Raw genomic sequence first — 11,500 nt, 5'->3', positions numbered from 1 at the left:
TGTCAATAGGCCGAACTGACGTCGATCCCGATCACGCAAAGTGTTTTCCTCCAATATTCGAACCCCGTATGTCATGCTGCGAAACATGGCCACAGTTCTGGTGACCGGCGCCGCGGGCTTCATCGGGTCCCACTTCGTCCGGTACTGGGTGGACACCCACCCGGAGGACGATGTGGTGGCGCTGGACGCCCTCACCTACGCCGGGACCAGGACGAACCTTGCCGGAGTACACCGCAGGATCAGCTTCGTCGAGGCTGACATCGCCGATGGGGACCTGGTCGGCAGGGTCCTCTCCGCGTACGAGATCGACATCGTGGTGAATTTCGCTGCCGAATCGCACAACAGTCTCGCGGTGGTCGATCCGACACGGTTCTTCCGCACCAACGTACTGGGCACCCAGGTGTTACTGGAGGCATCCAGACGCTCGGGAGTTCGCCGTTTCCATCACATATCCACCTGTGAGGTCTACGGCGATCTCCCGCTCGACGCCGACACCGCGTTCACCGAGGAGTCGCCGTACCGGCCGCGTTCTCCCTACAACGCGAGCAAGGCGGGCGCCGACCACGCCGTCCGCGCCTACCACGAGACCTTCGGCCTGCCGGTCACGATCACCAACTGCGTCAACAACTACGGCCCGAACCAGTTCCCGGAGAAGGTGCTGCCGCTGTTCGCCACCCGCGCGCTGGACGGTGAGCCGCTGCCCGTCTACGCGGCGAAGGAGAACCGGCGCGAGTGGATCCACGCCGCCGACCACTGCCGCGCGATCGATCTCGTGCTCGACGGCGGACGGATCGGCGAGACTTACCACGTCGGCACCGGCACCGAGGCCAGCGTCGAGCAGCTCGCCGACCTGGTCCTCGACGAGCTCGACCTGCCCGCCGACCTGAAGACCACCGTCGCCGATCGTCCCGGCCACGACCGCCGATACCTGCTCGACTCGGGCAAGATCCGCCGGGAACTCGGCTGGCGACCGGAGATCGACTTCGACGAGGGCGTCCGCGACACGATCCGCTGGTACGCGGGCAACCGGGACTGGTGGGCGCCCCTGCTCGAACGAGCGCCCGTGGTCGAGACGGCGTGGGCGTCCGGGAACTGAGAAGCCGGGAACCGAGAAACGATTGCCGCCAAGCAGGTACATCCGGCGGTAGCCCCTTGTCGCGGCCACATCCGTTGCAGTAGCCAGGAAGTTCAGGGTTCGACGGATGGAGGTTCGATGTCACTGGACGTGTCACCCACGTTGCTCGACAAGGCCGGACGTGGAGAGGTCGACGACGCTGAATTCGTAGCCTGTGTAAGGGATTCCCTGCCGTACGCCTGGGACGTGATCACCACGGTGATCGCCGACCTGGAAAGCTCGGGCAACGGTTTCGCCGACCACGAGATCCCGCCGCCGAGCGAGGCCGAACGTGGCCAGCTCCTGCGCGCGCTCGCCTCCGACGCGATCCGCGGCGGGCTCGAACGGCACTTCGACGTCCGGCTCGCCTTCCAGAACTGCCACCGCGTCGGCGCGTTCCGTCCGTCCGAAGTGGACAGTGATCGGTACCGTGCGTTCGTGTCGGCGCGCGGGCAGTTGCTCAACCAGAGCCCGGAACTGCGCGACTGCTAACGCAGAGCCGGTAGTACCTCGGCGCCGATCCGTTCGATGTTCGCCAGCGTCGAGTCGAGCGCGCCGGCGGCTTCCACCATCATGATCACGTGGGAGACGCCGGTGCGCTCCGCCGCCGAGCCCAGCCGGTCCACGCAGTACTCCGGGCTGCCCACCGGATGCAGCTCGCACAGCCGATCGGTGTAGGCCACCGGGTCCCGTTTCGAGCGCGGCCGCCCGTCCACGGTCACGTGCGCGGCGAGGCCCTCGGCCAGCCAGCCCGGCAGCGTGGACCGCACCCGGGCGACGGCGGCCTCCCGGGAGCCGCCGACCTCGCACAGCACCGTCGAGACGTGGCGGGCGTCGCCGCCGTGCGCGGCCACGGTCCGCGCCTTCTCCGCGTCGTCGGCGTGCATTCCCAGCAACATCGGCAGCCCGCGCCGCGCCGCCAGCCGCACCGAGGCCGATTCGGCTGCCCCGCAGGCCACGACCACCGGCACCGGGTGCGGTGACCGCGGCACCATCGGGACCTCGCGGAAGGAGAACCACTCGCCGTCCGCCCGCACCGATGGCGCACCCAAGGCGGACAGCAGCAGGTCCAGACCTTCCGGGTAGCCGCGCTCGTAGCGGTCCAGCCCGGTGCCGAACACCTCCAGGTCCTGCCACGGCCCGCCCCGGCCGACACCGAGCCGCAGCCTGCCGTCCGAGACGGCGGCCAGCATCGCGCACTGCTCGGCCAGCGCCACCGGGTGCGCCGTCGACAGCACGCTCACCGCCGTGCCCACGTCGATCCGCTCGGTGCGGCCGAGGGTGTACGCGGCGAGCGTGATCGCCGAGGGGCACACCCCGTACGGCATGAAATGGTGCTCGGCGAACCACACGTCGTCGAAACCGGCCCGTTCGGCTGCCCGCGCCGCCGTCACCGACCGGTGCAGGGCAGCCGCGTCGCTCTGCCCCGGAAAACGGCCGCAGAGCAGGAAGACGCCGAAGCGCACGCAGGCCTCCGCCGGACCTACTGGACGGAGACGTCGTTGAACGGCAGCATCGGCTCCACCCACGGGAACACGACGAACATCAGCAGGGCCACCACCCCGGCGATGAGCACCACGGCGGTCAGCACGCGCAGGGCGACCGGGCCGGGCAGCCGGCGCCAGATCCAGCCGTACATCAGCGGGCCTCCCCTTCGAGTTCCGGCGGCGCCTGGCCGGGATTCGCCGGGTCCTTGCGGTACTGCTTCGTCAGCACCGAGTGCACGATCAGCCGTTCCCGGTCGGAGAACTGCGGGTGGCAGGTGGTCAGCGTGAGCAGCGAGGCGCGCGCGGACGGCGTCGACTGGTCCTCCGGGCGGTACGGCACCGGCGCCACGGCGTCCCCGCGCGAGGGCAGCACGATCTTGCGGCCCGCCGTCGCCCCGTACGCCCCGCCACCGTCCTGCGTGGCGTCCTGCAGCGTGGTCACGCCGGTGCAGCGCGGATCGGTGCCCTTGCCCTCGGCCCAGCCCGCCGCCTCGTCCTGCATCGGCAGCACGCGGTAGACGAAGAAGTCCTCGGCGGTCTCCACGATGATCGCGTCGCAGGAGTTCAGCAGGTCCAGGTCGTTGAACGGCGCGCCCTTGCCGACCCGGTGCCCGGCGACGCCCACGTTGCCCGGCTCGCCGGGACGGGCGGTGCCCTTGTAGTGGCCGGGGCCGACCTCCAGCGTCTTCGCGTCGACGCCCTCCTGGATGGTGAACTTGTAGTCGGTGCCGAAGGACGGGATGTAGAGGCGCGCGAACGCCTGCCCGTCGAGCAGATCGGTCTGGAGCCGGCGCTCCTTCTTCCACTCCTCGTCCAGTGCGGCGCTCGCCTGGTTCTGCTTGTCGGCGGAGAACAGGTTCGTCACGTACAGCTCGTAGACGACGAACAGCAGCACCACCAGGCCTGCCGTGATCAGCAGTTCGCCGACCGTGCGGACGGCGCCACGCCCGGCGCCGCCACCACGGGGCTGCTCGGGCGGCTGGTCGGACGGGCGGCGCGGTGGCCGGGAAGGGGGATCGGGCGGCGGCGAGGTCTCGCCGCGCGGCCCGCGGGCTTCGGCCGGCGAGCCGACGGCGGCAAACACCTCGGTGGGCGCGTCCCGGTCAGCCCGCGCGCGTCCGTACTGACTGGAATCGACGTGCTTGGCCACCCAGGCTCCTCTCGAGCGATCCCGGCGTCGACCCGGCCGTGCGGCGTGTCACGATCGGGCAGCAAGGACGCTCGTCCCCGGTTCTGACGCGTCCTCGCTTACGTTAACGTGTTCAGATGGCGCTGGTTGCGCAACCCGGCCGAGCGTCAGCCCGCTGACCGATCACCGAAGACCGATCCGGCGGGAACGAACGGCCCGGCTGTACGAACGACAGCAGAACGAACACGCGAGGACTCCGATGCCCAAGTCCAAGGTCCGCAAGAAGACGGCGTACACGCCGCCGACAGATCGCCGCTCGCCGGTCAAGGTGCGCGCGGCGGGACCGTCGCACCCGCTCTACAAGGGTGTGATGTTCGGGCTGATGCTGCTCGGACTCGTCTGGCTCGTCGTGAACTACATCGCGGGCGACAAGATCCCGCTGATGACCGAACTCGGTAACTGGAACTTCGCGATCGGTTTCGCGCTGATGATCTCCGGCCTGCTGATGACGATGAAGTGGCGCTGACGGACGCAATTACACCGTGAGCAACCCGATGTTCACCAAAATTGGCCCATTCAGCCGATTGACGCCGAATTACACCGGTGTGACTAGTCCCCAGTGTGGATAACCCCTGTGGATAACCCTTCTGCGAGCTGGTCTCCGAAACCCGCCCTGCTCGTCATCGGCTGGCTGCTGGCCGCGGTCACGGCGACCGCGGCCGTCTTCACCGGGCTGGCCGGTGACCGGGGCGGGATGGTGCTGTTCGGCGTCGGCGCGCTGCTGTTCGCGGCGCTCTCGGCGTACGGGACCGTGCTGCGGCCCAAGCTCACCGCGAACGCCGAGGGCATCGCCGTCCGCACGCTGAGCGGCACCCAGCGGCTCGCCTGGACGCAGACCCGCGTCCGGCTGGTGCGTACCCGGCGGCTCGGCAGGGAGACGCCGACGCTGGAGATCGAACACGGCGACCTGTTGCTCGTCCTCGGCTGGATCGAGCTGGGCGCCGACCCGCACGACGTACTCGACGTGCTGGGCGCCTTCCGCGCCTGAACCCGCGGCTCTCAGACGCGGGCGCAGAAGCCGAACTGGTCGCAGATCTGCTGGGTGAGCTGGACGTCCCGGAAGATCACCAGGCCGGCCACGGCCACGGCGAGGAAGGCGACCGTGCCCGCCTGCCAGCCGTTGCGGCCCTTCTCCGGCGAGTAGACCATCGCCGCCATCGCCAGCCCGCCGAGCACCAGCCCGCCGAAGTGGCCGAGCAGCGAGATCCCCGGGATCGTGATGCTCAGGACGACGTTGATGCCGATGATGCCGAGCGCGCCCGCCGGGTTGAGCTTCAACCGGAAGACGGCGATCGCCATGGCGCCCATCAGCCCGTAGATCGCTCCGGAGGCTCCCGCGGTGCCGGTGTTGGGCTCGCCGAAGGCGAACACCGCCGCGCTGCCGCCCAGCAGGGAGATCGCGTAGACGGCGATGAAGCGGACCCGCCCCAGCAGGATCTCCAGATCCCGGCCGAGGACCCACAGGGCGAGCATGTTCATCGCCAGGTGGATCAGCCCGTAGTGCAGGAACCCGGAGGTGAGCAGGCGTAACCAGTCGCCGTCCCCGCTGATGGCGTACGGCCAGAGCACGCCGCTCTCGAAGAACGCCGAGGTCTGGTTCTCCATCGGGTTGCCCGACTGGACGGCGGTGAGGCCGTAGACGAGCACGTTGATCGCGATCAGGATCGGCGTGACGATCGCGGTTTTCGGCGCGATCGCGCCCGCGACCGTGCGCCGGCCGAAGCCCGAGCTGCGGTACTGCTTGTTCGCCGAGCGCTGCTGGGCCTGGCCGGTCTGCACGCAGTCGATACACTGGTAGCCCACCGACGCCTCGCGGAGGCAGTCCGGACAGGCAGGCCGGTCGCAGCGAGTACACCGCAGGCCGGTCTGCCGGTTCGGATGCCACCAGCAGGCCGGTGCGGCCTGCTGGTACTGAGGTCCGGTCGGCTGCTCGGGCGGCGGAGGAAACGGAGGTTGAGTCACGATTCCTCCAAGATACCGGCAGCCGGTCCGTCCATCAGCCCTTGGTGATCTCCACGCGCTCGATGACGATGTCGTCCAGCGGCTTGTCCGCCGGGCCGGTGGCCGTACGGCCGATGGCGTCGACGACGGTCCGCGACTCCTGGTCCGCGACCTCACCGAAGATCGTGTGCTTGAAGTTCAGGTGGGTGGTCGGCGCGACCGTGATGAAGAACTGCGAGCCGTTGGTGCCGGGGCCCGCGTTCGCCATGGCCAGCAGGTACGGCTTGTTGAACTGGAGCTCCGGGTGGAACTCGTCGCCGAACTTGTAGCCGGGGCCACCGCGGCCGGTGCCGGTCGGGTCGCCGGCCTGCAGCATGAAGCCGTCGATGACCCGGTGAAAGATCGAGCCGTCGTAGAACGGTCCGGACTTCTCGCCCTTCGCGTTGGGCTGCGTGTACTCCTTGCTGCCGTCGGCCAGACCGGTGAAGTTCGCGACGGTCTTCGGCGCGTGGTCGGGGAACAGGATGAGGTTGATCGCGCCCTGGTTGGTGTGCAGGGTCGCCTTCAGCGAGCCACCAACAGGGGATTCGTTGCTTTCGGTCACGCGACTCATCGTGCCATCTACAGCGAAATCGGCCGTTAAGGGGCACGATAGGCATTGCACGAGGTAGAAACGTGTCGAGGACGACTCGTGTGGGAACCCTGTGGACGTAGTGGACCGCAGCGGTCGACAACTTCAACGGAAACAAACGATTGACGAGGTGAAGGCCATGACTCGGGCCGCAGATTCGGTGGGTGAGTCGGTCAAGACCGGCTTGGTCGGCCTCCGCCGCCGCGCTGTCGAGGCGGGCAAGGCGGGTGCCGAAGCTACCGTCGGTGCCGCTCAGGCCGCGGAGAAGAAGCTGGGCGAGCGCGGACTGGCGCCGGGCCAGCTCGGCGAGGCGCTGGCCGGTACGGCCGAGAACGCGCGGAAGGAAGCGCTGAACGCCCGCAAGGAGGCAGCCAAGAGCACCAAGGGCAGCCGGAAGAAGGTCGCCCGCAAGGCGAAGAAGACGCGCAAGGAACTGGCCAAGAGCGGCGGCGCGGCCCGTCGCGAGGCGCTGGAGCGGCTCGAGGAGCTGCGCAAGCCCGGCCGCAGGGCGAAGAAGGCCGCGATCCGTGCGGCCAAGGCCGCGGGCGAGTCGAAGCGCAAGGGGCGCAAGGAGTTCAAGTCCGCGAAGAAGGACTTCCGTGCCGCCGTGCTCGACGCGAAGGTGGCCGCGAAGGGCGAGAAGAAGAGCCGTCGCTGGCCGTGGATCATCGGTCTGGCAGCCGTGGCCGCCGGTGCGGCAGCGGTGCTGCGCCAGAAGCCGGAGCCGCCCGTCGCCCCCGCGCCGCCGCGGGCCCCGGAGCCGGCGAAGACCGACGCGGCGAAGACGGCACCGCCTTCGGTGGTCAGCCCGCCCGCGGGTGCCGCTGGTACGAAGGGTTCCCCGGCGGGGGACGCTCCGGCCGCGCCGAAGCCCACGCCCGGCAAGCACGCCGCGGGTGACGCGCCGAAGGTGCCGCAGAACGGTTCGCAGCCGTCGAACAAGCCGAGTTCGGAGAAGAAGAACTAGCCGAAACGGTGTGGCCCCGCACAGGGGCCGTTACGCCAAAGGGCCGAGGCGGTTGCTCCGCCTCGGCCCTTTCGCTTGCTGTCGCTACGCCTCAGGCGGTGGCGGCGTGCTTGTCGATCAGCTTGCCGAGGCGGGGGAGGGCCTCCTCGACGTTCTTCTTGCCGTTCGGGCGGAGCTTGCCGTAGACCTTCTTGATGCTGTCCCGGCTGCTCTTCTCGGCGTGGCTGTCGGTGACACCGAGCAGCGCGTCGGCGGCCTCGTCGCTACGGCTGGTGAGGTAGGCGCCGAAGTCGTTGCCGCCCTTGGCGCGGTGGTCGGCCCAGAACGGCTCGAGCGCGGTGACGAACTCGTCCAGGAGGCTGTCCACCGCAGACTGGATGATGCCGGGCTTGATCTTCTTCACGGCCGCGTAGCCGGTCTTGATGACGGCGCCGGAGACGCCGCTCTTGTCCGAGACCTCTTCGTCGATCAGCGTCTGCAGGTCCGTGACCACCGCGGGACGGCGGGTGGAGTCGAGCAGGATTGCCTTGAGGGTGTCAGCCACGAATTCCTATCCTTCTTCACATCGAGCTACCAGGGGGTTAAACCGGGAGCCGCGCGCAATGCGCGAGACCGCACAGTCTCGGCCGCTGTGTGCGGCACTTGTGTGCGAGAGGGCCCAGGGTAGTACAAGCCGAATTTCGCTTTCACCAGGCGGGAACCTCCGCGCGCGATCAGAAGCCGAGACCGGCGATCGCCTGCGTGGCCACGGTGCGTGCCTTGATGCTCTGCTCCTGGTTACCGGTCACCAGCACGGCGTTGCCCTCCTTGGCCACGGCGTACACCGACCCGGACTCGACGGCCTGGTAGCCGCCCTTCCAGCCGGCCGGCTCGTTCGCCGGGTTCGAGGTGTCCACCGGGGCGGCCTGGTCGACCAGCGCCGTCGCCACGGCCGGATCGCCGCTGTACACGCGGACGGTGAGCTGGAGTTTGCCGCCGAGGGTGTAGAAGAAGCACGCCGGATGCGGGGTGTCGGCGGAGGTCTGGACCTTCGACACCATCTGGCCGTTGGCGTCGGCGACGAACGCCTCGTCCAGGTACGGGCACGGTCCGGATGCCGTGGGCTCCGGCTCGGGCGGCAACTCCGGCGCGGCGGAGGTGCTGGGTTCCGGGGCGGGCGTGGACCCCTGCGGCTCGGCGGGCTGCGGCTGGGAGCACCCGGCCAGCAGGGTCGCGGCCGCGATCGTCAGGAGGACTCGTCGCATAGCGCGGTCAGTCAACCAGATCGCCTGTCCCGCACCCGACCGGAGTATCCCGCGATGCGGCCGTGCGCCGGTCGTCTCGTACGGCTGGCGCGGCAAGGACGGGGTATCCCGCGATGCGGGCGTGCGACGATGACGGGCGCTGGATCGGCAGGTCGAAGGAGGGCACGTGCTCACCCCCGAGCAGTACCTCGGCGTCGTCGCCGAACGCGTGCAGCGGACCGGCGGCCGGGTGTACGGCGTCCCGTTCGGCCCGGTAACGGCACTGGTCGGGCTGTTCACCGAGTCCGTGATGATGTCCACCATCAACTACTGCGTTTTCGCCGCGCCGTGGCCCGAGGTGAACGCCTCGACGCTGCACCAGTTCACCGGGCACGCCACGCAGCACGCTCGCGCGAACGTCGTCGGCACCGTCGGCTGGACGGCCTCGTCGGTGGTGATCGCCGGGCTGGTCGGCAACCGGGTGCTTCCCGACGGTGCGGCCGCGGCGATGGCGAAGCCCGGCAATCAGCTCGCCGCCGAGACGCGGATGGTGGCCGTCGACGTCGGTGCCGGGCAGGTGCACATGTTCCGTGGTTCGCGGTTCTGGGGTGCCGCGATGCAGGGGTCGATCAACGCGCGCACGCACTTCGCCTTCCCGGAGCCCGCCGAGGTGTACGAGCAGCTCCGCTGGCAGGCCTGGCAGCGAGGGCCGGGAACGCCACCGCCGGGAATGCCACCGCCGCGAGGGTTTTCGCTTTAGGGCCTTGCGCCGATTGCGAGCTGTCCCTGTTTACGCGGATATCGTCACCGTACTTTGGAAGGGTTGACGATTGACATGCTGGGAAAAGCCGGTGTGACTTCCCGACGAACGGTGGGTTGTGGGCTCCCCGCGCACAGAACACGCTGAATACACAACTTTTAGTGACCATTCGGAGGCGATATGTTCACCAAGCGTCGCACCTGGACGGGTTTGGTGGCGGCGGTGGGGCTCGCAGTCCTCGCCACCGCCACGTCCGTCCCCGCCGGTGCCCAGACCGGCGACCAGGCCGCTGCCCCCGCGCGCGGCATCTACTCGGTGCAGGCGGACAAGGCCCAGCGCAACGCCATCGAGGCCGGTGGCGTCGACGTGCTCGGCCAGCGTGGCGGCGCGACGGAGTTCGTGGCGACCCCGCAGCAGCTCGACGAACTGCGCGCCGCGGGCATCGCCCCGACCCAGATCGGTGACCTGGACAAGCAGCTCGCCGAGCGCAACAGCCGCAACGGCGGCAAGGCGGCGGCCAAGGCGGACGAGTTCCCCGCGGGCGACGAGGCATACCACACCTACGACGAGGTCAACGCCGAGCTGGAGAAGGCCGCGACCGACCATCCCGACCTCGCGGCCGTGTCGAGCATCGGCAAGTCCGTCGAGGGCCGCGACCTCAACATGATCAAGATCAGCGACAACGCGGGCACGGACGAGGACGAGCCGGAGGTGCTGTTCAACTGCAACCAGCACGCCCGCGAGCACCTCACCACCGAGATGTGCATGCGCGTCGTCTCGCGGCTGACCGACGGCTACGAGACCGACGCCAAGGTCAAGGAAATGGTCGACGGCAAGGAAATCTGGGTCGTCCCGATGGTCAATCCCGATGGCGCGATGTACGACATCGAGGGCGGCGAGTACAAGATGTGGCGGAAGAACCGGGACGGTGAGGGCACCGACCTGAACCGCAACTGGGACTACAAGTGGGGTTGCTGCGACGGTTCGGACACCGACCCGGGCGGCGAGACCTACCGCGGCACGGCGGGCTTCTCCGCGCCGGAGACCAAGGCGCTGTCCGACTTCGTGCTCTCCCGCAACGTCAACGGTGCGCAGCAGATCAAGGCGCACATCGACTTCCACACCTACTCCGAGCTCGTCCTCTGGCCGTTCGGCCACACCGACGAGACGGTCACCGAGGACATGACCCAGGAGGAGTACGACCGCTTCGAGACCATCGGCAAGGAGATGGCGGGCACCAACGACTACACGCCGATGCAGTCGAGCGGCCTGTACATCACCGACGGTGACTCGAACGGCTGGATGTGGGGCTCGCAGAAGATCCTGAGCTACACCTTCGAGATGTACCCGGGTCAGGGTGGCGTGGACGGGTTCTACCCGCCGGCCAGCGTCATCGAGGAGCAGACGAGCCGCAACGACGCGGCCGTCGACATCCTCATCCAGAACGCCGCCTGACCGGCGCCGGAAGCACGAACCATCACGGCCCTGGCCGGTGGCACAAGCCATCGACCAGGGCCGCGATGTATTCCGACCACGCCGAGAGCATCCGTTCCACGTCGATCCGCAGCGGGCGTGCGCCGAGGGTGACGGTGGAGCGGTAGAAGTTCACCAGCGACCCGAGTGTCAGCACCGCCGTCGCCTCCAGGTCCACCCCGGGTCGCAGGTGCGGTCCGGACCAGCGGCGCAGCAGTTCCGCCATCGCCAGGTAGGCCCCGTCCGAGACGCGCTCGCGGAACAGGTCCCGCAGGGCGGCGATCCGATCGCCCTCGCGTTCCAGGATGTCGATGATCAGCCGTTCGGCGGCCAGCTCGTCCAGCATGAACCGGCCCAGTGCGAGCGCTTCCGAGCGGACGTCGCCGACCGGCAGCTCGACGAAGCGGTCCCTTCCGTCGCGCACGGCTTCCAGATGCCTGCGCACGGCCGCCTCCAGCAGTGCGTCCTTGGTCGGGAAGTGGCGGTAGAGCGCGCCGCGACGTGGTTGCAGGCCGGCAGCCGCCTCGATCTCGCCGACCGTCGTCGCGCGGAACCCCCGTTCGGCGAACAGCCGCAGGCCCTCGGCGATGAGACGCTCGCTGGTCGGCCGCGTCTCGGCGGTCTCCTCGTCACCGGGCGCTTCGTCCTCGGTGATCATGCGCGGCCCGGCTGACCGTCGTTGGTGCGGATCATCGTCGTATCGTGCCCAGCCGTA

15 protein-coding genes are annotated in these 11,500 nt (G+C 69.0%); 7 read left to right on the top strand and 8 right to left on the bottom strand.

The features are described from left to right. Positions 1-85: 85 nt before the first annotated feature. A complete protein-coding gene (gene rfbB, locus CFN78_RS13325; protein ID WP_094863307.1) occupies positions 86-1,096 on the top strand; it encodes a dTDP-glucose 4,6-dehydratase in 1,011 nt (336 codons plus the stop codon). Positions 1,097-1,213: 117 nt separating this feature from the next. Continuing rightward, entirely contained in the window at positions 1,214-1,606 is a 393-nt protein-coding gene (locus CFN78_RS13320; RefSeq protein WP_094863094.1) for an SCO5389 family protein, read from the top strand. On the opposite strand, the gene CFN78_RS13315 is transcribed toward CFN78_RS13320, so the two are convergent. The 3 genes from CFN78_RS13315 to CFN78_RS13305 are packed head-to-tail and all read right to left on the bottom strand — an operon-like array spanning position 1,603 to position 3,751. Next, a complete protein-coding gene (locus CFN78_RS13315; RefSeq protein WP_094863093.1) occupies positions 1,603-2,580 on the bottom strand; it encodes an LLM class flavin-dependent oxidoreductase in 978 nt (325 codons plus the stop codon). The genes CFN78_RS13320 and CFN78_RS13315 overlap by 4 nt on opposite strands. A 17-nt stretch (positions 2,581-2,597) precedes the next feature. Continuing rightward, positions 2,598-2,753 (bottom strand): hypothetical protein, encoded by a 156-nt coding sequence (locus CFN78_RS29135; protein WP_094863092.1) that lies wholly within the window; start codon positions 2,751-2,753, stop codon positions 2,598-2,600. Continuing rightward, positions 2,753-3,751: a class E sortase gene (locus CFN78_RS13305; RefSeq protein ID WP_094863091.1), complete on the bottom strand. Its 999-nt coding sequence runs from the start codon at positions 3,749-3,751 to the stop codon at positions 2,753-2,755. Before CFN78_RS13305 ends, CFN78_RS29135 begins: the two co-directional genes overlap by 1 nt. A gap of 238 nt (positions 3,752-3,989) precedes the next feature. Here CFN78_RS13305 and crgA point away from each other — a divergent pair, with 238 nt between their 5' ends. Together crgA and CFN78_RS13295 are read left to right on the top strand one after the other, a co-directional pair. After that, the gene (gene crgA, locus CFN78_RS13300) at positions 3,990-4,256 is read left to right on the top strand and encodes a cell division protein CrgA (protein ID WP_094863090.1); all 267 of its coding nucleotides are present in this window, start codon (positions 3,990-3,992) and stop codon (positions 4,254-4,256) included. Between the two features lie 108 nt (positions 4,257-4,364). Then, entirely contained in the window at positions 4,365-4,778 is a 414-nt protein-coding gene (locus CFN78_RS13295; protein ID WP_094863089.1) for a PH domain-containing protein, read from the top strand. Positions 4,779-4,789: 11 nt separating this feature from the next. Here the strand turns inward: CFN78_RS13295 and CFN78_RS13290 are convergent, their stop codons facing one another. Further along, complete coding sequence (locus CFN78_RS13290) at positions 4,790-5,752, bottom strand: rhomboid family intramembrane serine protease (protein WP_094863088.1); 963 nt, start codon at positions 5,750-5,752, stop codon at positions 4,790-4,792. 34 nt (positions 5,753-5,786) lie between these two features. After that, positions 5,787-6,344, bottom strand: coding sequence for a peptidylprolyl isomerase (locus CFN78_RS13285; RefSeq protein WP_094863087.1), 558 nt, complete (start codon positions 6,342-6,344; stop codon positions 5,787-5,789). 157 nt (positions 6,345-6,501) lie between these two features. Between CFN78_RS13285 and CFN78_RS13280 the strand changes: the two genes are divergently transcribed. Further along, positions 6,502-7,329, top strand: coding sequence for a hypothetical protein (locus CFN78_RS13280; RefSeq protein ID WP_094863086.1), 828 nt, complete (start codon positions 6,502-6,504; stop codon positions 7,327-7,329). 91 nt (positions 7,330-7,420) lie between these two features. Here the strand turns inward: CFN78_RS13280 and CFN78_RS13275 are convergent, their stop codons facing one another. Continuing rightward, on the bottom strand, positions 7,421-7,873 hold the full coding sequence (locus tag CFN78_RS13275; RefSeq protein WP_094863085.1) for a DUF6918 family protein: 453 nt from the start codon (positions 7,871-7,873) through the stop codon (positions 7,421-7,423). Between the two features lie 169 nt (positions 7,874-8,042). Further along, complete coding sequence (locus tag CFN78_RS13270) at positions 8,043-8,573, bottom strand: DUF2020 domain-containing protein (RefSeq protein WP_094863084.1); 531 nt, start codon at positions 8,571-8,573, stop codon at positions 8,043-8,045. A 166-nt stretch (positions 8,574-8,739) separates the two neighbouring features. Here CFN78_RS13270 and CFN78_RS13265 point away from each other — a divergent pair, with 166 nt between their 5' ends. After that, a complete protein-coding gene (locus CFN78_RS13265; RefSeq protein ID WP_094863083.1) occupies positions 8,740-9,312 on the top strand; it encodes a hypothetical protein in 573 nt (190 codons plus the stop codon). Positions 9,313-9,492: 180 nt separating this feature from the next. Then, entirely contained in the window at positions 9,493-10,767 is a 1,275-nt protein-coding gene (locus tag CFN78_RS13260) for a M14 family metallopeptidase (protein ID WP_094863082.1), read from the top strand. Between the two features lie 22 nt (positions 10,768-10,789). On the opposite strand, the gene CFN78_RS13255 is transcribed toward CFN78_RS13260, so the two are convergent. After that, entirely contained in the window at positions 10,790-11,443 is a 654-nt protein-coding gene (locus CFN78_RS13255) for a TetR/AcrR family transcriptional regulator (RefSeq protein WP_094863081.1), read from the bottom strand. Positions 11,444-11,500 lie beyond the last annotated feature (57 nt).

This window comes from Amycolatopsis antarctica (assembly GCF_002262875.1).
GTDB lineage: Bacteria > Actinomycetota > Actinomycetes > Mycobacteriales > Pseudonocardiaceae > Amycolatopsis > Amycolatopsis antarctica.
This window is presented reverse-complemented; position numbering and strand designations above follow the sequence as displayed.

What these genes read in the sequence shown, in the direction of transcription:
- crgA (WP_094863090.1), top strand. Translation starts at nt 3,990, where the DNA reads ATGCCCAAGTCCAAGGTCCGCAAGAAGACGGCGTACACGCCGCCGACA.
- CFN78_RS29135 (WP_094863092.1), bottom strand. Translation starts at nt 2,753, where the DNA reads ATGTACGGCTGGATCTGGCGCCGGCTGCCCGGCCCGGTCGCCCTGCGC.
- CFN78_RS13260 (WP_094863082.1), top strand. Translation starts at nt 9,493, where the DNA reads ATGTTCACCAAGCGTCGCACCTGGACGGGTTTGGTGGCGGCGGTGGGG.
- CFN78_RS13255 (WP_094863081.1), bottom strand. Translation starts at nt 11,443, where the DNA reads ATGATCACCGAGGACGAAGCGCCCGGTGACGAGGAGACCGCCGAGACG.
- CFN78_RS13285 (WP_094863087.1), bottom strand. Translation starts at nt 6,344, where the DNA reads ATGAGTCGCGTGACCGAAAGCAACGAATCCCCTGTTGGTGGCTCGCTG.
- CFN78_RS13270 (WP_094863084.1), bottom strand. Translation starts at nt 8,573, where the DNA reads ATGCGACGAGTCCTCCTGACGATCGCGGCCGCGACCCTGCTGGCCGGG.
- rfbB (WP_094863307.1), top strand. Translation starts at nt 86, where the DNA reads ATGGCCACAGTTCTGGTGACCGGCGCCGCGGGCTTCATCGGGTCCCAC.
- CFN78_RS13320 (WP_094863094.1), top strand. Translation starts at nt 1,214, where the DNA reads ATGTCACTGGACGTGTCACCCACGTTGCTCGACAAGGCCGGACGTGGA.
- CFN78_RS13280 (WP_094863086.1), top strand. Translation starts at nt 6,502, where the DNA reads ATGACTCGGGCCGCAGATTCGGTGGGTGAGTCGGTCAAGACCGGCTTG.